At 45.7% G+C, this 23,437-nt stretch carries 20 protein-coding genes; 7 read left to right on the forward strand and 13 right to left on the reverse strand.

Going from position 1 to position 23,437, the window contains the following annotated elements; all coding sequences use genetic code 11:
- Window positions 1–2: 2 nt before the first annotated feature.
- Window positions 3–707, forward strand: a complete 705-nt coding sequence (locus GC102_RS25545; protein ID WP_312883377.1) for a response regulator transcription factor — start codon at window positions 3–5, stop codon at window positions 705–707.
- A gap of 437 nt (window positions 708–1,144) precedes the next feature.
- Here the strand turns inward: GC102_RS25545 and GC102_RS25550 are convergent, their stop codons facing one another.
- The 5 genes from GC102_RS25550 to GC102_RS25570 form a co-directional block, all read right to left on the reverse strand.
- Window positions 1,145–2,317, reverse strand: a complete 1,173-nt coding sequence (locus tag GC102_RS25550) for a YncE family protein (RefSeq protein WP_171692012.1) — start codon at window positions 2,315–2,317, stop codon at window positions 1,145–1,147.
- Between the two features lie 91 nt (window positions 2,318–2,408).
- Complete coding sequence (locus GC102_RS25555; RefSeq protein ID WP_171692013.1) at window positions 2,409–3,884, reverse strand: S-layer homology domain-containing protein; 1,476 nt, start codon at window positions 3,882–3,884, stop codon at window positions 2,409–2,411.
- Between the two features lie 226 nt (window positions 3,885–4,110).
- Entirely contained in the window at window positions 4,111–5,442 is a 1,332-nt protein-coding gene (locus GC102_RS25560) for a DUF4179 domain-containing protein (RefSeq protein WP_171692014.1), read from the reverse strand.
- Complete coding sequence (locus GC102_RS25565; RefSeq protein ID WP_171692015.1) at window positions 5,432–5,968, reverse strand: RNA polymerase sigma factor; 537 nt, start codon at window positions 5,966–5,968, stop codon at window positions 5,432–5,434. Before GC102_RS25565 ends, GC102_RS25560 begins: the two co-directional genes overlap by 11 nt.
- 200 nt (window positions 5,969–6,168) lie before the next feature.
- Window positions 6,169–6,780 (reverse strand): biotin transporter BioY, encoded by a 612-nt coding sequence (locus GC102_RS25570; protein WP_171692016.1) that lies wholly within the window; start codon window positions 6,778–6,780, stop codon window positions 6,169–6,171.
- Between the two features lie 159 nt (window positions 6,781–6,939).
- On the opposite strand from GC102_RS25570, the gene GC102_RS25575 reads away from it, so the two are divergent.
- From GC102_RS25575 to GC102_RS25590, 4 genes are all read left to right on the forward strand, one after another.
- Window positions 6,940–7,737, forward strand: coding sequence for an ATP-binding cassette domain-containing protein (locus GC102_RS25575; RefSeq protein WP_312883379.1), 798 nt, complete (start codon window positions 6,940–6,942; stop codon window positions 7,735–7,737).
- Window positions 7,728–9,401, forward strand: a complete 1,674-nt coding sequence (locus tag GC102_RS25580; protein WP_171692018.1) for an ATP-binding cassette domain-containing protein — start codon at window positions 7,728–7,730, stop codon at window positions 9,399–9,401. The genes GC102_RS25575 and GC102_RS25580 overlap by 10 nt, the downstream gene beginning before the upstream one ends.
- A 451-nt stretch (window positions 9,402–9,852) precedes the next feature.
- Complete coding sequence (locus GC102_RS25585) at window positions 9,853–10,626, forward strand: EcsC family protein (protein ID WP_171692019.1); 774 nt, start codon at window positions 9,853–9,855, stop codon at window positions 10,624–10,626.
- Window positions 10,627–10,786: 160 nt separating this feature from the next.
- Window positions 10,787–12,016: an NAD(P)/FAD-dependent oxidoreductase gene (locus GC102_RS25590; protein ID WP_171692020.1), complete on the forward strand. Its 1,230-nt coding sequence runs from the start codon at window positions 10,787–10,789 to the stop codon at window positions 12,014–12,016.
- Between the two features lie 428 nt (window positions 12,017–12,444).
- Here the strand turns inward: GC102_RS25590 and GC102_RS25595 are convergent, their stop codons facing one another.
- Together GC102_RS25595 and GC102_RS25600 are read right to left on the reverse strand one after the other, a co-directional pair.
- Window positions 12,445–13,965: an MDR family MFS transporter gene (locus GC102_RS25595; protein WP_171692021.1), complete on the reverse strand. Its 1,521-nt coding sequence runs from the start codon at window positions 13,963–13,965 to the stop codon at window positions 12,445–12,447.
- A 170-nt stretch (window positions 13,966–14,135) separates the two neighbouring features.
- Window positions 14,136–15,164 (reverse strand): AraC family transcriptional regulator, encoded by a 1,029-nt coding sequence (locus tag GC102_RS25600; protein ID WP_246321123.1) that lies wholly within the window; start codon window positions 15,162–15,164, stop codon window positions 14,136–14,138.
- A 145-nt stretch (window positions 15,165–15,309) separates the two neighbouring features.
- On the opposite strand from GC102_RS25600, the gene GC102_RS25605 reads away from it, so the two are divergent.
- Entirely contained in the window at window positions 15,310–15,891 is a 582-nt protein-coding gene (locus GC102_RS25605; protein ID WP_171692023.1) for an NAD(P)H-dependent oxidoreductase, read from the forward strand.
- A 65-nt stretch (window positions 15,892–15,956) separates the two neighbouring features.
- On the opposite strand, the gene GC102_RS25610 is transcribed toward GC102_RS25605, so the two are convergent.
- The 3 genes from GC102_RS25610 to GC102_RS25620 are packed head-to-tail and all read right to left on the reverse strand — an operon-like array spanning window position 15,957 to window position 19,439.
- Complete coding sequence (locus GC102_RS25610; RefSeq protein ID WP_171692024.1) at window positions 15,957–17,033, reverse strand: Ger(x)C family spore germination protein; 1,077 nt, start codon at window positions 17,031–17,033, stop codon at window positions 15,957–15,959.
- Window positions 17,030–18,109: a GerAB/ArcD/ProY family transporter gene (locus GC102_RS25615; protein WP_171692025.1), complete on the reverse strand. Its 1,080-nt coding sequence runs from the start codon at window positions 18,107–18,109 to the stop codon at window positions 17,030–17,032. The genes GC102_RS25610 and GC102_RS25615 overlap by 4 nt, the downstream gene beginning before the upstream one ends.
- The gene (locus tag GC102_RS25620) at window positions 18,102–19,439 is read right to left on the reverse strand and encodes a spore germination protein (RefSeq protein ID WP_171692026.1); all 1,338 of its coding nucleotides are present in this window, start codon (window positions 19,437–19,439) and stop codon (window positions 18,102–18,104) included. Before GC102_RS25620 ends, GC102_RS25615 begins: the two co-directional genes overlap by 8 nt.
- Before the next feature lie 158 nt (window positions 19,440–19,597).
- Here GC102_RS25620 and GC102_RS25625 point away from each other — a divergent pair, with 158 nt between their 5' ends.
- The gene (locus GC102_RS25625; protein ID WP_171692027.1) at window positions 19,598–20,308 is read left to right on the forward strand and encodes a FadR/GntR family transcriptional regulator; all 711 of its coding nucleotides are present in this window, start codon (window positions 19,598–19,600) and stop codon (window positions 20,306–20,308) included.
- A gap of 161 nt (window positions 20,309–20,469) precedes the next feature.
- Here GC102_RS25625 and GC102_RS25630 read toward each other — a convergent pair whose 3' ends face one another.
- The 3 genes from GC102_RS25630 to GC102_RS25640 are packed head-to-tail and all read right to left on the reverse strand — an operon-like array spanning window position 20,470 to window position 23,410.
- Window positions 20,470–21,642, reverse strand: a complete 1,173-nt coding sequence (locus GC102_RS25630) for a trans-sulfuration enzyme family protein (RefSeq protein WP_171692028.1) — start codon at window positions 21,640–21,642, stop codon at window positions 20,470–20,472.
- A 47-nt stretch (window positions 21,643–21,689) separates the two neighbouring features.
- Window positions 21,690–22,526, reverse strand: coding sequence for a carbohydrate ABC transporter permease (locus tag GC102_RS25635; RefSeq protein WP_171692029.1), 837 nt, complete (start codon window positions 22,524–22,526; stop codon window positions 21,690–21,692).
- The gene (locus GC102_RS25640; RefSeq protein WP_171692030.1) at window positions 22,526–23,410 is read right to left on the reverse strand and encodes a carbohydrate ABC transporter permease; all 885 of its coding nucleotides are present in this window, start codon (window positions 23,408–23,410) and stop codon (window positions 22,526–22,528) included. Before GC102_RS25640 ends, GC102_RS25635 begins: the two co-directional genes overlap by 1 nt.
- Window positions 23,411–23,437 lie beyond the last annotated feature (27 nt).

Genomic DNA, 23,437 nt, shown 5'->3' on the forward strand with positions numbered 1-23,437 from the left:
AAGTGAACAAGAAGAAGATTATGATCGTCGATGATGAGCCCAAAATCGTACGATTCGTTGCAGCGAACCTCAAATCGTTGGATTTCGAAACATTGGCCTGCCAAAGCGGCGCTGAGGCGCTTGAGAAGGTTGAGGGATTTGATCCGGATTTGATTTTACTTGATCTGATGATGCCGGGCATGGACGGATTCGACGTTCTCAAAAGGCTGCGCTCCTACTCCAGCGTGCCAGTCATCATGCTGACTGCGCGGAGCAATGGGGCGGATAAAGTGCAAGGACTTAACCTAGGGGCAGACGATTATTTGACGAAGCCGTTCTCATTAGATGAGCTATTCGCTCGAGTGAATGCCGTTCTTCGCCGTATGGATGGCCGTATTGCAACGCCAGTCACAACGAGTGAAATCACGCTCGGACCCGTGACGGCTAATCTTGCTCAGCGTAGAATATGGCTGGGAGATACTGAAGTTAAGTTTACGGAGACCGAGTATAACTTGTTTGCCTTGCTCTTGCAGCATGCGGGCAAAGTAATGACCCATGAACAGCTGCTGAGTGAAATCTGGGGAAGTGAGTACCGCGATGAAGTAGAGTATTTGCGGGTCACGATAGCCAGAATTCGCCAAAAGATCAAGAGCCTAGCAGAGGGGCCGGAGACTGTGGAGATTATTGTAACCTACCCTGGGGTGGGTTATATGGCGAAGCATGAATGAATGAGTGAAAGCAAGATCCCATAGAAAAGGCCCCTTGCCTGTATATCGGGTAAGGGGTTTTTGGTTTTGCATCACATGCAAAATAAGCTGAGAGAGCCGAAATGGACTTCTCATCGCCGGAAATGTAGCAAAGTGTTGCCGAGAAGTCCGAAAAGGACTTCTTGGAGCCAGAAGGATGCTTGTTAACCGACAAATATATGCTGAGAGAGCTGAAATGGACTTCTCGCTGTCGGAAAAGTTACACGTCAGTGGCTGAAACGATGTTTTGTATCGCTAAAGTAGGTATTTTGCGTTAAGAGGACACTTTAGTGATGTAAAACATCATAAAATAATGTCTGAAGGCCATCATTTTGATGGTAAAGCCGCTGAGACGATGATTTTCATCATTAAAGTTTATTTCTAGCTGGCATGGAACTTTTTAACGATGAAAAACAGCCTTACCGGCTAAGCAGCTGTACATCCAGAGGGTAATCTGGAATCTCGAAGTCGCGGACTGCTCCAGACTCCAAGTCAACTACGGTCATGCCGTTCCAACCGGTATCGGCATAAGTAACGCCGCCTGTGAGATAGGCGTAACGACCGTCTGCGCTGGTGGCGACCATTTGGTGCATACGTGCCAGAGGAATGATTTTCTCGGCAAGTGTTGCTATGTCGAGCACTGTTAAGTTAGGCTTACCGGTTGCGCTGCCGGCAGAGCCGATGCCGACGATGAGCAGCTGCTTGCCGTCAGGTGTGAGGGCAACGCCCTCTTGATGCGTGTTGCCGGTTAGCGGCTTCGTCTCATACTTGCCGCTGACAGGGTCAAGAACGACGAGGCCGCGGCCTTGGTAAGGCAAAAGTAGACGGCCATCGGAACGAACCGCCGCATAATGGGGCTTCTCGAAGCCGCCACGACCATACGGAGCTACCTCAAGGGTGCGAGCTTTGTTATTGGCAAGATCGATAGCCGTCACGGAGTAAGAATCGTGGTCAATGCTGTAAACTTCACGGCCATCGAGGCTGGTAACGACATCGAACGGTCGGATTCCTACGGAGATACTGCCTGTCATGGAGAGGTTTTCGGTGTCCATGATTTCTAATTGGCTTTTGCTTCTGCCGGGTAAGTAAACACCTACGTAGACGTATCGGCCGTCAGGCGACACAGCGATACCCATGCCGCCGGGACGATATTCGCCAAATTGAGGCTTACCTACATCTGCTTGGTAAGGTACAAGGGCTACGCGTCTACGTAACTGAGTATCCACCACAGCGATACCTTCCGCTGTTGACACATAGGCGCGATGATTAGGCCCTTCCGCAATAGCGAAAGGAGATTGACCGACGATGAGTTTCTCGAAGCTGCCGGAAGCCGGGTTTAAGAAAGATAGATAGTCACTCTTCGAATGTGTAACCATCAAAGTGGTTTCGGATGCATCGGGCGGAGTGGTATTTGTTGGTTTTGGACTAACGACAGGTGTTGTTGAAGGTACTGACGGTGTAGGAACAGGTGCTGAAGTTGCTGTGATGTTGGAACCAACTGCCGCGTCGGTACGCGACCCGCAGCCTATTAATAGAAGAAGCAGCGTGAGTGGAGTCAGTATTGTCAGAAATGAAAGGTTTTTACGTAACATGGGAATCACCTCGGATTGTGGGATAGGGATAAATAATAGAACGAGAGCACCTCATTCAAGGTACCCTCGGATTTCTATCTTAATGTGAAGATTATTTTGTTAAAGTCAAAGTGACGCCTGTTGAATTAGACCATTTACCTACTGGAGCAACGGTATAAGAAGTGCCTGGAACGAGTTGAGCGTTGTTAAGAAGAGCGAAAGTACCTACAGCGCCTTTACGTGAAGTCAGCGTGTATTCAGCAGTTAACACGGTACCGTCAGTTGCGGTAAGTGTAACACGGCGGGAGACGAAAATTTCATCCTTAGGATCTTGCGAAAGAGTCACAGCAATGGTTTTCGCATCAACCGCGGCAGCAGATTGGATCGTCAATGGTGCGATTTCTTTGGCTGTAAAAGTTGGATTCGCGAGAGTAGCCCAGTCAGCCGAAACGGTATATTTGACACCAGCATGGAACGTTTCGCCGTTAGGTAGAATAAACTTAGGTGCTTGTCGGCCATCGGTTGCTTGTGTGAATGGCAAGTAGTTCGCTGTCATAGTTGCGCCACCCTCAGGGGTAATTTGCACTTGACGGCTGCGCATCGACGAAAGAATTTGATACGTTTTGCCATTGTATGTGTTATTCTCATCAACGATGAATGAGCCCGGGCGGCCTTTGCTGTAAGCAGCAATCACATAACCGTAATCCGCAACACCATCAGCCAAATGGGATTCAACTTCAAACAAGTCACTCGCTATTTGCGCTGTGGATTTCAGTGCAATTTTTTCCGTGCTGGCTGTGAAAGTTCCAGCAGGCTTACCTTTATAAGTCAGCGTGTAAGTTGTCCCGGCTTTTTGGGTAGGAACTGGAACGATGTAGGTGGATTTGGAACCTGTTTTTAACCGTGGAACATTATTGATCGCTAGGCCGTTGTCAAAAACAAAGTTTTTGGACGCCTGATCCAGTTCCAATTCTGCCGCCGGAATCGGCGCTGAGAAAGTAACTTGCAATGTTATGGCATTCAAAGCTTGGAGCTTAGTCACTTGAATAGGCGCTAATTGCTGCGCTTCAAAGATAAGAAGAGCGGCTTGACCTCGCGTCACTTGACTGCCTGTGATAGATGCAAAGCTTGGCAGCTTTTCAACTGCTGCTTTATCAACTTTTAACACGTTCGCAATCACGTCTGCAAGTTGATCGGAAGAGATGGATTGACCTCCCCGGAATTGTCCTGCAACCTCTTTCATCACACCCAAAGATTCAAGGGCACTCGCATAGGAATAGAACCAATCACCCTTTGTTACATCGCTAAAATGGTTGGATGCGGCTGGGTCCATTTTCACATGTAGCGCTAATGCGACTATTTTGGCAATCTCTGCGCGAGTCGCAATCTGATTTGGTTTGAAGGTGTTGTTCTCATAACCGGATACAACTTGCTGCTGTGCTAATTGTTCAATCGCTGTTTGAACTTGAGCTGTGTTGGCAGAATCCGTGAAAGGACTAGCTGCTAGTGCATTGAACGGAAGAATTGCTGATAAACCTACGGTTGCTGTGATTGTTAATGCGGCTAATGTCTTTTTGCTGTTTTTCATATATAACACTCCTATTCGATGATGTTTGGATTGCGCGGTTGTTTGCATCGTGCTGCTGTCTACAAGAATTAGCTTACACGTCAGGGCATTACAATCGAATAAAAATTCCGTGCTGCACATTACAAAATCGTAAAAATTTGATATAAGTTATCATAAAAAAACCCCGCAATTCATTAAAGCAAGAATTACGAGGGTTAATTCCACATAAAAGTAAACTATTATATGTTTAAGGGGATATAGGAATGGTCATTTCTAGTTCTTTTACATAGTCTGGTTTAGGCAGTTCTTTTGTGACAAAAGTCAATTTCTGATCACCGCGGAAGACAGGGAATTCACGGATAAACTTGTATAATACTGGATCGATGAGTTCGGTTCGTTTGTCTAGCAGCAAATATTTTTTTCCGGATTCATCCTCGATCCACAAAGGGTTTGATTGCATATGTGGCTCATTTCCTTCTGTTTGATAATGAACTAACGTTTTATCTTTTAGAAATTCCACCTGAGTGATTTTCAACAAACCGATTTCCCCCTGGGAAAGGACTAGGGGGTGCTCGGGAGTGGGTGACCCATCCATAAGCACACGTGTTTCTTTGGGAAGCACAGACGACTGGCCGCCATCAATCACCGGACGGATAGTTACAGTTTTCGGTATGTCTTTAACCGGTCCGAATTGATGCTTAAATGTGGATATTTCGAAATCACCCTCGGTACGTCCGCCTCCTCCTCCACCATGAGGTTCGAGATGCACGCCTTTGTCATCTATCATATGAAAATTAATAAATGTATTTACTTTTGATGGCCGCTTGATCTCCACATCCATTTCGGTGGAACTAGGAGTAAAGACAATTTTTTTTATGATCAGGCTCAGATTGCCATAAGTTTTAGTGACCATCGGCATCACGACTTTGTTATCGGAGGTGATCTTTTCAACAGGGAAGCTGAACTCCCATTTTCCAAGTGTAGACCCTATACGGAACACTGTCATTTTAAGCTGAAAGTGTTTTGGCAGCTCCACTTCAGGGTTTAACTCTACTACTCCTGCATAAGTGTGTTCATCAAGTCTGCTGCCTGAGCCACTACCTGGGAAATGTACATGCTTTCCATTAATTTCATACTCCACATCTCCAAGCTCCTGTATACCATTCAAAGATGTCTGCAAATAGCCTACTGTCAGTCTGACCCCATCATACATCGCCTCAGATACTTCAACAGTAATGCCTTGATCCGTAACGCGCTGGTTGATCGTCGTGGTCATGCCCTTTTCGTCAGCGGTTTTCAAACCGAAATCTCCGGCAAATTTAAAAACAGATTCGAACCCAGGTATCTGCTTTAAAGCAGAAGCCATCGCAGGATATACAAAACCCGATCCTAGCAAGATCAGTCCCAAAATAGCAGCTGCCAAAGAAGCTAGAGCAAGTTTGCGCGTCCTATTAATATGACGTTTTTTAGGCAAAGCGGCTAAAGTAGAGTCGATCCGGCTACGAACCAAATCCGGAAGTACCGTGGGTTTATCCCCGATCAATTCTATAAGTTCTTCATCCAACTTATCAGGATTCATTGCTGATCATCCTTTCATTAGGTTCTCTTAGGCAATCGGCTAGAAAATGCCGGGCACGATGAAGTCGTGACTTAATCGTTCCCTCAGGTGTATCGAGGAGCTCAGAAATCTGTTTAAGCGAAATACCTTCAAAATAGTGAAGTGTAATTAGTAATCTTAATGATTCTTCCAAATGGTTTATCGCTTCTTTTAAATCAATATTTTCGTAAGTGTCGAATGAGGATACTTGTTCCTTTCGCAAGTTTTCACTGGATACCGTCCTTTTCTCTTTCCGCAATATTTGGTTGCATTCGTTTATGAGGATGCGGAATATCCATGTTTTGAAAAAAGCGGGTTCTTTCAGTGAAGAAAGATTACGATAGGCTTTCCAAATCGTTTCCTGTATCGCATCAGCGCAATCCTCATCCCGTTTAACAATGGATCTTGCCACCCCGTAAAGATTTAACTCTATGGCTTTGATGAGTCGTGTAAAAGCTTCCTTGTCTCCATTTCGGGCAAGTTTAATATCACGTTCTAGTATCTGCACATTAGCTAGCCTCCTTGTTTTAAATGATAAAGATTAGATGCCGCACCCTACTTTTAGGTTCGCGGGTGCAAAAAAATATTTAAACCTCTGTTTATTGGGAAGTTACGTCTCCACGGGAAAACGGCCTTACAGCCGCCAAAGATTTGAGGTGTACGCTCAGATCTTCTGCGGCTGTAAGGCCGTTGTTCGTCTTCAGAGTCTTAAATGCTAAGATCTGAAGTACTATTACTTTTTACCACGCTATGTGAAGAGGAACCCGTAAGTCTTTGTGGCGGAAATACTTGGCGAACAGGAGCAATGATGAGTGCTGCAACCACGGCTTTGATAGCATCTCCTAGTAAAAATGGATAGCACGCTGCTGTCATGGCTTTGGCGAATGTATAAGTTGGTACTTTGTACATTAACCAAGGAACTCCGGCCAGATATAGAATGAGAGAGCCGAATACTTCAAGGACAAAGAATGCGGCGATGTATCCCATGATGCCATTCATCCGTATACGAGGTAAAATAAGACCGATAAGCATGGCCGAAATAGGCCAAATCATAATGAAGCCGCCAGTAGGTCCGAGGACGACACCTAAACCACCATTTCCGTGAAGCAGGGGAAAGCCGATGGCTGTAAGGACGACAACGAGTGCCATACTAAGGAATCCATAGCGTGCTCCCAGAAGTCCGCCAGCCAGCATAACCGCGAGTGTTTGCAATGTAATAGGCACGGGTGTCAAAGGAAGAGAAATTTTCGCAAAGCTGAATAAAACGAGAATAGCGGCAAATAGTGCACTAAAAACAACGCCGCGTAGAGTGAGTTTCATATTGTTCATCGCTCCTGTTTCTGTTATTGTTGATGTATTGTCAACCAACTCGAACGACAATGGTTGACAATCAGATGATAGCACATCTTTTGTGAAAGTGAAAGGAACATTTTACATATGGCAAACAGTGAGATTTTAGCTTCTTTGGAGAAAGCCTCCGTGATTTATCGAACAGAATCGGGAGAAGGAAGGCAAGTGTGGTCTGATGTCTCCATGGATATTCATCAGGGAGAGTGGATTGTAGTTATAGGCCCCAATGGCAGCGGCAAAAGTACACTAGCCAGCGTATTACTGGGCTTAAGTCCTCTCTCTGGTGGGCAGTTCGTGCATAAACAAGACCAGCATTGGCTAACTCGAGGTGTGCTGCAAATACCGGATGCGCAGTTTGTTGGAGATACGGTTCAGGAAGAGCTGGATTACCTGCCGAATGGGCAGAATTTAAGTACAGAAGCACGTAAAGAATGGTACATTGAGACCTTATCTGCCGTTGGACTGACGATCCCGATCGAGCGTACGCTTAACACGTTATCCGGTGGGCAAAAGCAGTTAGTGAATCTTGCAGCAGCGCTTGCTGCTCAACCAAAGATTCTTGTATTAGATGAGCCGACCGCGATGCTGGACCCTGCGGCAAGGAAGGAAGTACGCCAAGCGGTACGTGAAGCGAATAAGCGTGGGACGACGATTGTGTGGATTACCCATCGTTTGGAAGAGTTGGCGGATGCCACCCGTGTCGTTGGTTTTGGAGAGGGACGGATAAGCTTTGATGGGGAGCCGAGAGTGTTTTTTTATGGGGAAGGGGGAGAATTATCGGTCATGACACCATGTATGGAATTAGGGTTTGATCCGCCTTTTGTGGTCAAGACAGCCATTGGTCTACTGCAGCAAGGTTGTCAGCTTGACCTCCTCCCGCTAGATATGGAAGAGCTGGCTAAGGCGGTGGCAACCTTATGTCCATAGCTCTGCAGGACATTCGGGTAGATGCTCCGGATGACCCTAACAATCAACTGCTGAAGGATATCAACTTCAACTTGGCAGATGGATCGCTGACCTTGTTGATTGGTCACACGGGTTCTGGGAAATCAACACTGCTGCAGGTCATGGCCGGAATTCTGGAACCAACCTTAGGAATGATTACCCTTGATGAGCAGCCATTGTGGCACAAACGGAAAGTAAACCAAGCCCATCTCCTGCGTCTAGGTCTGATATTTCAATTCCCCGAGCAGCAGCTGTTCGCACGCAGTGTACGCCAGGAATTCGCGTACTCTTTGCGTCCTTACCGGCTCGGGGTGGACGAACGCGAGCGGCGTATTCGCGCCGCTTGCGCTGACCTCGATCCACGTGGCGTCATCGCCATGGATCGCTCGCCTTTCTTGCTGAGCGGCGGCGAGCAGCGCCGGCTCGCGCTGGCCACAACCTTCGCCACTGCGCCGGACTGGCTCCTCATGGATGAGCCAACTGCCGGCTTAGAGGCGGCAGCCGTCCGCGAATTGCTGCGCATCATTCGCGTGCGCGAGCGTGGCGGCTTCGTCATCGCCACGCACGACCTGGACACGTTCTTTCCGCTAGCGGACCGTGTCCTCGTTCTAGACCGCGGCGCGCTCGTCTTCGACGGCTCGCCGGAAGAGCTTTGCCGCGCGCCGGAGGTGCTGACGCGCGCGGGGGTCGGCCTCCCGAGCTGCGTGGAGGCCGCGCTAGAGCTGGCGCGCTATGGCATCGCCATCGCGCCAGACCGGCTCACGCCGGCGCTTGCCGCGCCGGCGATCGCAGAGGCGCTGCGCGAATGCGCCAGCGCCAGCCCTAGGCCGGCGCCGCAAGCGGCAGCGCCGAGCCCGCAGGCCACGCGCGAAGCTGGCGTGGCCTCGAAGCCGCCGCAGGCCGCGATGCTGCGGCTCGACCCGCGCGCAAAGTGGCTGCTCTACCTGCTGCTCGTCATCGGGACGATGCAGCAGCAGCAGTGGAGCGGCCTCGCGGCAGCCATGCTGCTCCTCAGCCTCGCGTTTCTCGGCCTCCCGCGCTCCGTCCTTCGCGGCAGCATGAAGATCGCCCTGCCATTCCTGATCTTCATGTTCATTTCGATCCTTCTGGCAGGGCTGGACTGGTCAACCGCTGAAGGGCAGTTTCCGCTTGGTTTCTCGGCGGAGCGTGGCTGGAGCACGGCACTCACGTTGACACGTTTGTTTCTCGTCCTCATGGCAGGCTATTGGCTAGCCGTTACGACGCCTTATGGTCAGCTCGTGCAAGGTCTCAATTGGGCCTTGAAATATTTCCGCAAAGTTAAGCTGCCGGTTGAATCGTTTTCTTTGGCCGTTTCCTTGATTTTCCGCTTCATTCCGCTCATCCTGCGGGAGTGGCAGCGGTTCTCAGCCATCGTAAGGGCGAGAGGCAAAGCATCAATCCGCCCGGGTGCAGTTCGTTCACGAGATATCCCGGCGCTGGTCGTCCCCTTGCTGCTCGCTATGTTCCATAAGGCAGAGCAAATGACCATTGCGATGGAACTGAAAAAAATCGACGGCAAGCAGCTGCTACTGAAGAAAAACACTTTACAGTGGCGAGGTATGGACACCATTCTCGTTATCACTGGCATTCTTTGTTTTTCATTACTAATGTACATGCAATCATAATTTTCGGGGGCTGTCCCAAATGTAGATAGATCTACTTGAGGACAGCCCCTATACGCATATTGACCTTCAGGGACATTCGAATCGGTTCAGAACGAAATTTATACTTCCATTGGATTTTTCCAATGGAATTGACTTTTAGGCCGTAAAATCCCCACTTCTATTGGAATAATCCAATGGAAGTAGCAAGCAGACTACGAAATTCACAAGTTGGAGCTGAATTTTCCAAATAGGACTTTTGGGGCAGTCCCTTGCTCTTTTTAGCTCTTCACTTTGCTCTTTCATTGTGCACTTCCTCATGCTCTTCATTTTGCTCTTCTTTATGCTCTTCTCATGCTCTTCTTCATGCCGCTTCCCGCCACTCCCCGTTTTCTTCTCCGCTCACCACGTCATGTTGAGACCAATCGCCCCGTATACTATACTTAAATGAAGAACAGGGATGGCGGTGGCGAGAATGGAAACAGCGTACACAATTTATGAGCAGCAGATGTTGAAAAAGCTGAAACGCTGGGAAATTCGGCAGCAGAGGACTCCCAACCTGATGGAGAGAGCCTCCAAATCTGTTCAAACCAGCATCAATAATTTGATTCCCGATAAGGTTCATAAAACTATAACCGCGACCGTCAAAGGGATCGTACAAACGACCCTATTCGGTATGAATTACATCCCCAAAAACGACCCGTTATACGGCGTCTCCTTAGCAGATAGCGATGCCAAAGCTGAGGAACTATTATCCCTATATAAAAAGATTGCCGCAGCAGAAGGAGCTGGTACGGGAGCGGGTGGGATCTTACTAGGACTAGCGGATTTCCCGATTCTGATCGGCATTAAATTGAAATTCCTATTTGAGCTGGCACATGCCTACGGCTACTCGACCAAAGATTACCGGGAGCGGTTATTCATTCTCTATGTGTTTCAGTTGGCCTTTTCCAGTCCGAATAAGAAGCCGGATCTTCTTCATACCATTAAGAATTGGCATACCATTTCTCATTCTTTTCCACCGGCTGAGGACTACATGAATCAAGTGGATTGGCAGCAGCTGCAGCAGGAATACCGAGATACGATTGATTTTCGTAAAATGCTTCAGCTCGTCCCCGGCATCGGGGCGGTGGTGGGCGCATGGGCGAACTTTGGTTTGCTGGAGGAGCTCGGCGTGGCAGGAATGAACTGTTTTCGATTACGCCGATTACATGATAAAGCGGAGAGCGACGCCTTCGAATCCAAATAAAACGCTTGTTGTTCAAAAAATGGTCAAATTTATAGTGATTTTCGATGAGAAATAGCATATTATAAAAGAAAGAGTCGCCAAACGGCTCTTCTTATAAAAGTATGTGATATTTTTCACAGATATATGTGATTTATTTCACAAATCGGAGGAGAGGATTTCAATGAGCAAACCGAAAGTAGTTATTCTTGGCGCAGGTTACGGTGGTCTTGTCACAGCTATTAGGCTTCAGAAGCAGATGAAAGCAAGTGAGATGGATGTAACTTTGGTGAACAAACATGACTATCACTACATCACGACGCATCTGCATATGCCGGCTGCCGGTACCGATCATCACGATAATGCCCGTGTGGCGATAGCGGATTTGATTGATGAGCGTAAGATTCATTTTGTGAAATCAACCGTAAGTCAGATTTTGCCAGAGGAAAAGAAGGTTGTGCTCGGCGATAGGGACCTCTCCTACGATTATCTGGTTATTGGGCTTGGGAGTGAGACTGAGACATTCGGCATTCCTGGGATGAATGAATATGCGATGTCGATTAAGAGCATAAACAGCGTGCGCTTTATTCGCCAGCATATTGAATATATGTTTGCCAAGTCAAAAATGGAGCCAAAGAGGAAAGAGTACCTCACCTTTGTGGTTGGGGGCGCTGGTTTCACTGGAACAGAGTTTGTGGGGGAATTGGCAGATCGGATCCCTGTGCTCAGCAGGACCTATGACGTCGACCCGTCCACTGTGAAAATCATAAATATCGAAGCCTCCCCATCGGCGCTGCCTCCTGGTCTACCTGAAGATCTTGTCGAATATGGCATGGAAGTCATGCGCCGCAAAGGTGTTGAGTATAAACTATCCACACCCATTAAGGAGTGCACGCCGGATGGCGTTATTTTGGGCAATGGCGAGTTCATTCGTGCAGGCACCGTTGTTTGGTCGGGAGGCATTCGCGGGAACTCCTTGTTAGAGCAAGCGGGATTCGATGTACAGCGGGGAAGGGTCAAAGTGGACGAGTGCTTGCGCTCCTACCAGTATCCTGATGTATTTATTACAGGTGATTGCTCTATTGTGATGAGCCCTGAGGGGACGCCTTATCCAGCGAATGCCCAGATTGCCGTTCAGCAAGGCTACAACGTAGCGAGAAATCTCCTATATGCCGTTCGCGGCCGCGACCTTAAGCCCTTCGCATACGATTTCAAAGGAACCGTGGCATCCTTAGGCAGGGGAGAGGCAGTGGGTCTACTCAAAGTGAAGAAAGTCAAAGGCAAATTCGCCGCTCTCTTGAAAAAAGTCATCGATGCTCGCTATTTATACCTCATTGGCGGCATCCCGCTCATATGGAAAAAAATGATTTTCAAACAAAAAACAACAGCCCGCAACTATCATGTGCCGAATTGAATAAGATGAAGAGCAAAAGCTGGATAGAGAAGATCAGAAACTAATCTGACTTCCTATCCAGTTTATTTTTGACGCCAGATTTTTTTGGGGTTAGGGGTAAGTCCAAACGGAGAATTAGAAAGACATGTTGTACAGCGTGCAACAATTTCCTCGATTTCTGCTGGGAAAGCTAAAGATGTTGTATGTCGTACAACAATTTATCCATTTTATGGGCTCTAGAGCTGCTTTAAGCTGTAATTGTTGTATTTTCTGCAACAATCGCGTGGAAAACGCCGATTAGCTTGCCAATTGTTGTACAACGTACAACATTACAAGGTTTACTCGGTTGAGCAAGCAAATCCGTTTACCCTACACAACCTGGGCGTTACATGCTTTGCATCAACCTTGCAAACACATTCTCCAAGGTCGGCGTAAACCATTTATTATTGTCATGTATTTGTAGTCAGAACTTCTTTTGTACTCAAAGCCTCTTCCGCATTCGTCAGCACTTCTTTTCTCATGAACCAGCAAGCTATAAAAGCTACAAAAGCGAAAATGATGCCTATTGCGAAAATGTGTTGGAACGCCTCTGCAAATACCATTTTGATTTGCAGCAGTAAGTCTGCTGAGAGCCCTTGCGGGATGCCACCATTCAGGATCGTCTCTGCAGTTCCTTCTGGGAATTGGTCCGATAATCCGGATAAACTGCTGGCGATATTTCTGGAAAGCAAGCTTCCGAAGATACTGAATCCTAGCGTGGTACCAATGGCCTGGAACAACTGCACCGTTGCCACTCCGACTCCGCTGTGTTCCTTCGCAACAGACTCCTGCACGATCAAATTGTCTGAACCGAATAGAACGCCGATCCCAAGCCCCAAAATGAAGAACGCTACGATAATGTAGATCACTGTTGTATCAACATGTATGCGCGATAACAGTACATAGCTTACGATCGGGAAGATAAACGATACGATGAAGAGTTTCTTGTAGGCGATCTTCGTTATGAGATTACCGCAAATGACACTTGCCGGAATGGCGCCTGCCATGAAGGCCAGTGACAAGTAACCGGATGCGGTGGGCGACATACCCATGACATTCTGTGCAAAAAATGGGAATCCCGACATGCCTCCCATGACGCCTAGCATGGTTAGGAACACGATACAGGACAGTACGACGACGGACCGATTTCTGAAGAGAACAAGCGGAATGATCGGCTCCTTGGCCTTCGATTCGATTCGGATAAAGAGCAGGGTAAGAGCTGCGAATAACGTCAATAAGCCGATAATAATTGGGGAAGACCACGTATAGCCTTTGATGTCGATCAAGACCGGAGCTAGAAGAAGTGAGAGCATAGCAAGAACGAGTGTAAAGGCTCCTGCCCAGTCAATGGATTTTTTCTCGGTGCTGGCCGCTTCTCGCAAGCCCTTGGAAACGATAAAGGCAGCGATAAGTCCTACAGGAATGTTGATCAGAAAGATCCAATGCCAGCTCACATAGCTTACGAAATACCCGCCAATCGTAGGGCCGATCAGCTGTGGCAGAATCAATAACGGGCCGACAAGGCTCTGGACTTTGGCTCGCTGCTCTAGCGGAAATGTATCGCCAATGATGATCATGGCCAAAGGCATGAGTCCACCGGCTCCGATTCCTTGAACGCCTCTGCCGATTAGCAGTGTGGTCATCGAATCAGCGAGTCCGCTGATGATGGATCCGACCATAAATAGGGCGACACAGCTTAAATAAATCTTCTTGCGACCATAAATATCGGCAAGCTTGCCGAAGATCGGCATGAACATCGTAATCGAGAGCATGTAAATTCCTGCTACCCAGCCGTAAAGTGTCATGCCGTGCAGATCACGAATAATGGTCGGCAGAGCCGTCGACACGACCGTTTGATCCAACTCTGAGAAAACCAGGCCTAGCAGCAGACCGATTAGAACTAAAGTCTTGTTGTTTCCTTGCTTTTTCATGGTTACACCTCATCTTTAACTAAATTCCTCAACGCTTCTAAGCATAGATCTTCAAGGTGTTTCACTCATCCGGCGCAAGCTTTAAAAAGTTCTCGGTCTAGCGATGTAGTTTTTAGAAAATGGATTAACGTAAAAAAAGCCCTTTCGGGCTTTCTTGGTTTTGGATGCTATCATAGTTGGAGATGTTTCAATAAATCCATCCGATACTGCCTTGGTGTTACCCCTGTCCACTTCTTAAAAGCACTTTGAAAGGCACTTGGCTCAGAAAAGTGAAGAAGGTAAGCGACCTCTCCTATTTTATATTCCGGTTTAGCCAAATAACCAACAGCAAGCTCTCTTCGAGCCCGATTCATGATATCTTGATAGGTTGTATTTTCCTGTTTTAACCTTGCCTGAATGCTTCTAACACTCATTTTAAAAGCCATTGATGTCTCTTTTAAACTTGGAAAAGGCATCGGCATATCCTTCATGATCCAATTGTATAATTGGTCGGAAAATGTTCGACCTTGCATGAGTCTGTGTCTGGTTTCCTCCGCGATGGCCTCGAAGGTCCCCAATAGCTTGGAGTCCGCTAATAAAATGGGGTATTCCAGAATGTCCTTGCTTATACGAATTGTATTCGAATCCTTACCAAACTGCGGTGTGACCCCTAGTACCGATGTATACGCGTCAATCTCCGTGGAGAGAGCATGAGTGAAATGCACCTCTTTTAAAGAAATATTTCTGCAGCTTAGCCTTATCATCAAATGATACAAAGAACTAGCCATATCTTCTATGCAGTGTCTGGCCGGTTCCTTGTGTGGACGATTGTAGGACAACCCGATGATAACGTCATTCTCTTCTATTTGCCAATTGATGTTGTATCCATCACATACGATCATATTATATTTTTGAAAAGCTGCTAGGCCTTGACCGATGGTTTTTGAGTGAAGCATCACATATCCTAGAATCCCCAAATCAGAAACCTCTATGTTCTGTCCCTGATGTAATCCGAACATGTCATCAGATGTAATGGCAGCGGCTAATTCCGTCATACGTTCGAAATCCTCCTCCGACAACCTAGCCTCGGTGTCTTGAAGAATGGACTCATCCATATTTGCTCTTGTGAAAAATTCTTCTTTGTTATGTCCCTTGAACACAATCGCTTTGATAATCGGATAAACAAGGGAGACAGATAACCCTGTGTAGTTTGGTGACAACTCACGAGACCTCCTTTCTGCACATAAGAATAAGATTTTGGCATGTTTGATCATACTTTTCTAGTTCCAAATGGCTTATTCTTACTTTATCTTAACACGCAAAGTGATGAAAGATGAATAAACAGAGTCACGAGGAGGCAGGAACATGCAACCAAACATAGCCATTATTAACGGACATCCCTTTGCTAAGAGCTATTGCACAGCGTTATCGGAAGCCTACAAGAAAGGGGCAATCGCTAGCGGCTCGGAGGTACGCAGCATTCATATAGGCTCTTTGTCTTTTGAACCGAATTTGAAATATGGCTACCATCAACGGCTGGAGTTAGAAGAGGATTTGCTTGCGGCTCAAGAGACGATCCGTTGGGCGGATCACCTGGTGTTCGTATATCCGATCTGGTGGGGGACAGTCCCAGCGGTCCTAAAGGGGTTCATTGATCGTGTATTTCTACCAGGTTTCGCCTATCGGAATCGTCCAAATTCCATGTTCTGGGACAAATTATTAAGTGGGAAATCTGCCCGTCTCATAGTAACCATGGACACACCTTCCTGGTACTATCGATGGGTGTACAAACAAGCAGGGCATCATGTCATGAAACGTGGGACCTTGCAATTTTGTGGAGTCAATCCCGTCAAGATTACAGAAATAAGTCCAGTTAAGTCTTCAACGGATAAGCAGCGTGAAAAGTGGCTGGCAGATGTTGAAAAGTTAGGTTTGAAGCGTTCATAGAAATGGAAATAGACTGAAAAAATACAGCTTGGAAGCTGTGTTTTCAGTCGTTTCTGTCCTTATGCTCACGAATCAATCGTATTAAATTTCAAATTCCCACTATTTCTAATATTCACTTTCACATTTAATGTCACTTTCAGCTGTGGATACCAGGTTTTTCTCCATTCCTTTAATTGAACATGGGAAAGATCATTACGGAAATATTGTCCGTAACCAAACAAATCCGATTGATTTTCCTGCAGTTTTGAAATCATAGCTTTAGCCCGCTTACTCAACAAGTTTTGGAGCTCATCCTTAATCTGTTCTTTACTGGGGTTGCCCTTCGTCTCCAGAAGCATGCCAACGACCTTCATATCCGTTTCCACTTGCGGTGTATGGCCATCCCAATGATGACGGTGCTTATAATCCACGTCGACTAGGAGAACGCTGGCATGCTCCATTACTTCTACATTAGCCCCCTGAAAATCACCTTTCATAATGTTGTATATGAGCGTATCATCTGAAGAAATCGTTCCAACCATAACTCCCCGACTCATGATGGCTGAACCATCTAACTTAAACATCGTACGCACGCCAGGTTTAATTATTGGAAGAGCAAAATCTTCCGTATGCGAAAAAACCCCTCGATATGCTTCCCATAAATACACAATAGAAGTGTTGGGGGTCCAGCCAGCCAGCTTGTTGAAAAAATCATAGCTCGCAGTGCCACCATCCGCTCCGCCTTGCTCTTTTTTGTTTAACATTTCGATTAAATCACCTCTAAACACAGAAACCAGGGCTTTAGGTGCAATGTCATGAGACCTAATGGCATATTCAAGCACTTCTTTTATACCAAGCTTAGCGGTTCTTTCATCAATCATCAGAAGTTTGAGATGTAGTAAATCAATACTGCTTTCTACATTTCCACGCATCCGATCCAAGGCTTCACTGATCGTTGAGGCTTCCCCAGTTATGATTCGTGGTGTCATATTAGTTGAATCAAGTTGAGGCACTCGAAGCCCAACTCTATACGTTTTTGCATCTGTTTGACTTATAGCCATCGCTACAGGCAGTATCCTTTTATTGATATCCTTATTGTCCCAACAGCCCGATAACAGGAATATAGTTAGGAGTACTAAGACTGAACGAAATATGTATGTCATCCTTGGTTAATTCGCCTCCTTTGCAGTGCGCCAATAATCCCAATTACGATTGGAAAGACACAGATACTATAAGCTCGGAGCCCAGTATCCAGCCCAATTAGGTGTTCTGTTTCAGACCAACCTGGAACCAGTGAACTAAGAAAGTAGGCAATGATTGAAATAATTACACTTAACCACTTATTGGATAAGGGAACTACGATGCCCCGAAACATCTCAGCTATGAGCCAAATTAAAACTGCACTATAGAGAACTAAAAAAGCAATCATAGAAGTTGTGTAAAACAGCGTCATTCTCTCGAATATGGACCAGCTCATATCGATCGTATCCATCCCTGTGTGAAGAGGGAATTGGAGTTGAATGACAGTTTCTTGTCCGAAAATGAGAAGGGGTATATAAACGGATGCCAAATATAAAGGAGACAAGCCAGCAATCAAAAGGATGAATACCTTGCGGCTGCGCGCAACATTTCGAAAAAAAGGGTGAATCATACCCAAAAATAAAAACCCGGAAAAAGCGAAAAAACTTGAATAATAAGCAGGATGCTTCAAAAAATCAAAGTTAGTGTTCCAAATTGGGGATGCATTACGGATATCGAAATTTATCACGGAGCTGCTGAGTGCTGCAAAAATCCAAGGTATGAACAAAACCGAGATAATGACACTTGTTCTGAGCACTGTCTTGATACCACACCAGGCTGCAAACAAGCCCAAGAAGATAAAACAGAGTAAAGCCCATATCGGCGTTTTTGGTAAAAATACGATGGTCATCATTTCCGAATATACCCTGGAAATTAAGACTAGAGTCGCAAGAAAATATAACATGATTGGAATTAGAAGGATTCTTGACAGCCAGGGTCCCAATACTTGTTTGCAAATCTGAACAATCGTCATGTTAGGGAAAGATGACAGGCCTCTAAGATAGATCCACATCATGGTTACTTCGTATAGGCAGCCAATCAGTATAGCTTCCCAATGACCTTTGCTTGTCGATTCAAATATTTTCTCCGGATATACGAAGAATATCAGCCCGAAATGTACAGTGATGAAGGTTAGATAGACTGATATTTTATTAACCATCCTGGGGACCTTCCTTTACATTTACATTGACGTAGGCGACTTCAAATGTCGCGATAGAGGCCATATAGATGGACAGCCAAATGATTCCACCAATCGTACCAAGAACACCAAAAATAGCACTAAGCACGATCAAAACATATTTTGATATTCGAATAAACAGGGCATTTTGTACCCCGTTCAATGTGAAATTCGCCAAAGCGGAAGCTGCCAAAACAATAATGAATAGATTACTTACCAATTTTGCGCTTACAACGGCTTGCCCGAGAATAATTCCACCTACTGTTGTTATCGAGGGACCTATACTTTTGGGAAGGCGAATACTCGCTTCAATGAGCATCTCTAGAACAATTAACATAAAAATGACTTCCAAAAAGGCCGGATAGGGTACCCCTTCACGGCTCTGGGCAACTGACAAGGCTAGCTGGATTCGGAGTACCTCTGGATTCACAGAGACTAAAGATACATATAGAGCAGGTAAGACTAAAGCGATAAACATGCCGATAAACCGAAGCATCCGAATGGTAATCATTGTAATCTTGGGGAAGTTGCGATCGGAGTTCAAGCACCAGAGATCTGTAATAATAACTGGCATAACAAAAGCGTACGGAAGTCCTTCGATAAACAGGATAACACGGCCATTTTTCAAATGGTCTGCTGCTTCTGCCGGCCGCTCAGAAGTTAGACAAGGGGAAATAAGGCTGAAATTCCCTTCTCCCAACACCTTGATGATTTCTTGCAAATGTTTAAATTCCTTTGCTTTATTTGCCTCTAGCTTCTTCATTAAGGATGAAAGCAGCTTGCGATTAACAGAGTCCGATAAATAAGTTAAGGTGGTTCTTTTTGGTTGTTTTGTCCCCATAATTAAGGTATTCATGGTTAGTGTAGGGGATCTTAGCTCGTCGCGGATCAGCGCCATATTGGTGTCCAAATCCTCATTAAACGCCCCAAAGGAAGACTCAATCACATTTTCATTTTGTGGAACATTTATCATTCTCTTAATCGTTGATGATACGGGCTTGATAATAAAATTTCTTATAGGGTTATCGAGTAAATAAATAATTAAATAACCTTCCATTAAGCTGCTCATCTGCAAGTCGTAAGTTGCGTTTAATTTGCCATTCAATAGGCTTATTTGTTGAAGCCAATCACTGATTGGACTGGACTCCATCCAAGATAATAATTGATTCGTTTGTGCTAGGCTAACAAAGGGACGAAAATAACAAAATACAACTTCCTGACCCAAAAGTTGCTTTCGTTCCATCACAAAATCACTATTTGATTCAAATTGAAGTTTAAGTCTGGCCATATCCGTTGTTTCTGTCAGATTCATGTTATATCACCTGAGAGTAGGTTTCCTTGGAAAACGGAAATTTATTCCTTGTACTAAGACTGGATGGATATGCTTTGGTATTTCTTGAAATAACCCTTCATCCTACATGTATGCTATAATATAGTCATATAGTAGTGCGTGAATGAGGAGGCCCTTCGGTGCGTAAAATCAAAAAACTACAGCTGCACGAAATCGTTGCACAAGAAATTATTGATTATATTCGGAAATCTGGTTTGCAAAAAGGGGACAAGCTGCCCCACATCGAAGAAATTGTTCAATTGTTAGGCGTAAGCCGCACCTCGATTCGAGAGGCGCTGCGCTCGCTGGAAGCGATGGATTTTGTCAAAATCCAAAATGGTAAAGGCATTTATGTCGAAGATCCCTCTTCCTACCGATTTTCGATGAAAATTGATATAGAAGATGAAAAAACATTTATGATCCAAGCCTGTCAAGTTCGCAGGGCATTAGAAGGACTTGCTGTAGAACTTGCTACCGAGCATGCATCAGAAGAGCAAATCAGGCTCATGCATCAATTCTTGGATGAAATACGCAATCACGAGGAAGTCATTGAAATTACGACTGTCGCAGATAGGAACTTCCACAAGACCATTTATGAAGCATCCGGAAACTTGGTTCTGCAAGGCATTATTTTATCGTTATCTTCTTTCTTTGAGAAGTTCTGGGCGCAGGCTCCACTTGGACAAGAGCGGCTTTTCGAAGATACCTTCCCTTTCCATCCTACCATTGCCCAAGCCATCGCCGACCGCGACAAAGTAAAAGCGATATCAACCTTTCATCAATTGATGGATGCTATCGAACTGGCTATCCTCAAGGTTCCTGTTCAAGGAGAGCGCAAATTATCTCTTTGATCAAATAAATATATACAAAAAAGGGGCCTCCCTCAGTCATCTTTCATGACCATGGGACGGCTCCTTACTATTTTCTAGTAGATGATAAGGTATAAGTTTTATACTTTTGCTTTGCATCTACCTTGACAAACGCGCTCGTCCCAGAAGGACGACGGAGTCGTTTATCCTTGTATGGCGCTCTGATGTTCAGCTCCAATGGAAGCAAACGCCTGCTTCAAATCATTGATGAGATCGTCCGGTTCCTCAAGGCCTACATACAATCGAACGATTACCCGATTATCGGGCTGATTGGGTATGTACACCAAGCTCTCGAAGCCACCCCAGCTTATACCCTTACGGAAGTACTGCAGCTGATTCGCCCAGTGCCGCATGCGTTCCATCGGTATATGGGTTTCGAAGGAAAAGAGACTTCCACTACCCGACATTTGCGAACAATAAAGCTCATGCTGGGGATGGCTTTTCAAACCGGGATGGTTCATTTTTATGATAAAAGATTGGTTTTCCAAGTAATGGGCAACCTTAAATCCATTCTCTTGCAGTTTATGCATCCTGAGTGGCAATGTACGCAAACCTCTCATAAACAAGGAGGCGCTTTGCGGATGAAGAATGCCGCCGAACAGCTGGAATTCCTCTCGGAACAGTTGATCCATATGTTGTTTTGCGCCAATCACGACCCCTCCGATCAAGTCGCTATGACCGGAAATATACTTAGTCATCGAGTGTACGACCATATCAATGCCATTAGACAGCGGGCTTTGGAAGCATGGGCTAGCCCATGAACCGTCAATAATGGTTTTTGCTCCCATTTTTTTTGCAAGCGCTGCGATTTGCTCTAAATCCTGAAGTTCAAATAAGATGCTCGTCGGACTCTCCAAATAAATTAAGCGGGTGTTCGGACGTACGACCTCTTGAACTTGCATCACATCCTTACCATCAACAAAGGTAGTCTCAATTTGAAATTTCACCAGATATTCTTTCATAAGTCTTCTGGCTGGACCGTAGCAGCCATCCACGCACACGATATGGTCGCCCGCTTGTACCGTTGACAGGATTGCAGCCGAAATCGCTGCCATGCCTGAGGCAAAGCATCTCGCTTCCTCTCCGCCTTCCAGCGCCGCCAAACGCTCTTCTAATGCACGAACTGTCGGATTGTTGCCACGGGTGTAAATGATACTACTCACTTCAAAGGCAAGCGCCTTCTCCAATTCTTCATGCGTTTCAAACGTGAACAAGCTGTTCTGATAAATCGGATGCGTGACCGCACCGTAATGTCGCTCATCATGCACGTCATGCGTGACGATGGTCTCCTTGCTATATGTCTGAATCTCTGGCATGCTTTCCTCCACCTTCTCCTAAATGCTTCTATGATTCTATGTACGAATTAGCCTTTTTCAGCTCCTTGTGTTAATCCTTCAACAATGAATCGCTGACAAAACGCGAAAATAATAATCGTAGGAATAACCGATAGCACCGCTCCTGCAGACATGGGGCCCCAATCAATATTAAACTTCGTAATGAAGCCGTTCATAGCAACCGGAATCGTCTTAGCCGATTCCTTATCGATAAACATGATCGACATGAAGAGTTCATTCCAATTTTGTACAAAAGCAAAAATAAAAGTCGCTGAAACACCCGGCAGCATGACTGGCATAATAATACGGAACAACGCTGACAGCCGCGAGCATCCATCAATCACAGCCGCTTCTTCCAAGCTGGCAGGAATGCGCTGGAAAAAGCCGCGGAGCATAATCGTACAGAATGGTATGAGTCCGGCTGTGTACAAAATAATGAGTGAATACAACTGATTCAGCAGGCCGAATTTCGACATCATGAGATACAACGGGGCAAATCCGACAAAAGCCGGTATCATCTGTGTCATGAAAAAGGCGAACATAATTTGCGGGCCGCCCTTAAATTTATGACGAGCCAATACATAAGCACTGAGCGTCGTAATGAGAAGCACCGTGAATGCAGAAGCGAGAGAAACGATTAAACTATTAAAGATATAAATATGAAAATTGGAAATTTTGAAGATATTAATATAGTTTTCGAAGGATATCGTTGACGGCCAATATTGCAGGGGCAGCTTAAAAATCTCTTTGGACGGCTTGAGTGAAGTGATGAAAATCCAGTAGAGCGGAAATAACATGACGATCAGCACAATGCCCAGAAATAACACTTTTCCAGGGAGACGTAACCATTTCATGATGGGATTCATCAGAAATCAGCTCCTTTCTCGGACTTGGTCGCCATCAAGTAAAACACGGTATACATGGCTAATAGAATAACCATAATGACCCCTGCCGCAGCGGCTTGACCGTAGTCGCCTCCGAACATAATCTTATCCATCATGAACGTGGCCAAAATATGTGACGAGCCCGCAGGTCCTCCATTAGTCATCGCATAAATAATATCCGGGAAATTGAAAATCCAGATCACCCGCAGCAAAGTAGTAGCAATGATCGTCGGCATAATGTACGGGATCGTCACGTACCAGAGCTTCTGTGTTCCGTTCGCCCCATCGATACCAGCGGATTCATAGAGATCAGCAGGGATCGACTGAAGCGCAGCAAGCAGCATGATAGCAAAGAACGCTACGCCGTACCAAACGTTAGCTGCAATCACCGAAGGCAACGCCCACTTAGGATCCGATAAAAAACCAATCCTTTCGGTAATGAGGCCCATCTTTAAAAGCAGATCGTTAATAACGCCGATTTGGCCGTTTAACAGCCATCTCCAGATGATGCCGATCAGGAATCCTGACATGGCCCATGAGTAGAAGATCAGTCCTTGGTAGACACCTCTGCCTTTGAACGGTTTCTTCAAGACCAATGCCAAAATGAACCCTATAGTAAACTGTAAAAAAAGAGAGATAAACACCCAAAAGAAGCTGTTGGACAGAGCTTTCAGAAATGCAGGCTGGCCAAATATGAGTGTGAAATTGTCAAACCCAATAAAATGAATATCCGTTAAATCGAATAGTGTATATTTCTGGAACGCCATCCCAACACCCCGAAAGAAAGGGTAAAACGTAAATACAGAAACGACCAGTAGGGAAGGCAGCAAGCAGTAAAATATGAACTTGTTCACATTGTCTTTCATCTATGTCCTCCTCTCGTAAGTATCCGA

The sequence above is a fragment of the Paenibacillus germinis genome (genome assembly GCF_013141785.1).
Taxonomy (GTDB): domain Bacteria; phylum Bacillota; class Bacilli; order Paenibacillales; family NBRC-103111; genus Paenibacillus_E; species Paenibacillus_E phytorum.

Bases quoted from the DNA above. Each gene is read 5' to 3' on its own strand.
- GC102_RS25595 (WP_171692021.1), bottom strand. From the start codon at position 13,965: ATGAAAAAGCAAGGAAACAACAAGACTTTAGTTCTAATCGGTCTGCTG.
- GC102_RS25635 (WP_171692029.1), bottom strand. From the start codon at position 22,526: ATGAATCCCATCATGAAATGGTTACGTCTCCCTGGAAAAGTGTTATTT.
- GC102_RS25630 (WP_171692028.1), bottom strand. From the start codon at position 21,642: ATGCCAGAGATTCAGACATATAGCAAGGAGACCATCGTCACGCATGAC.
- GC102_RS25620 (WP_171692026.1), bottom strand. From the start codon at position 19,439: ATGAATCTGACAGAAACAACGGATATGGCCAGACTTAAACTTCAATTT.
- GC102_RS25555 (WP_171692013.1), bottom strand. From the start codon at position 3,884: ATGAAAAACAGCAAAAAGACATTAGCCGCATTAACAATCACAGCAACC.
- GC102_RS25550 (WP_171692012.1), bottom strand. From the start codon at position 2,317: ATGTTACGTAAAAACCTTTCATTTCTGACAATACTGACTCCACTCACG.
- GC102_RS25610 (WP_171692024.1), bottom strand. From the start codon at position 17,033: ATGACATACATATTTCGTTCAGTCTTAGTACTCCTAACTATATTCCTG.
- GC102_RS25585 (WP_171692019.1), top strand. From the start codon at position 9,853: ATGGAAACAGCGTACACAATTTATGAGCAGCAGATGTTGAAAAAGCTG.
- GC102_RS25615 (WP_171692025.1), bottom strand. From the start codon at position 18,109: ATGGTTAATAAAATATCAGTCTATCTAACCTTCATCACTGTACATTTC.
- GC102_RS25605 (WP_171692023.1), top strand. From the start codon at position 15,310: ATGCAACCAAACATAGCCATTATTAACGGACATCCCTTTGCTAAGAGC.
- GC102_RS25580 (WP_171692018.1), top strand. From the start codon at position 7,728: ATGTCCATAGCTCTGCAGGACATTCGGGTAGATGCTCCGGATGACCCT.
- GC102_RS25640 (WP_171692030.1), bottom strand. From the start codon at position 23,410: ATGAAAGACAATGTGAACAAGTTCATATTTTACTGCTTGCTGCCTTCC.
- GC102_RS25560 (WP_171692014.1), bottom strand. From the start codon at position 5,442: ATGAATCCTGATAAGTTGGATGAAGAACTTATAGAATTGATCGGGGAT.
- GC102_RS25570 (WP_171692016.1), bottom strand. From the start codon at position 6,780: ATGAAACTCACTCTACGCGGCGTTGTTTTTAGTGCACTATTTGCCGCT.
- GC102_RS25590 (WP_171692020.1), top strand. From the start codon at position 10,787: ATGAGCAAACCGAAAGTAGTTATTCTTGGCGCAGGTTACGGTGGTCTT.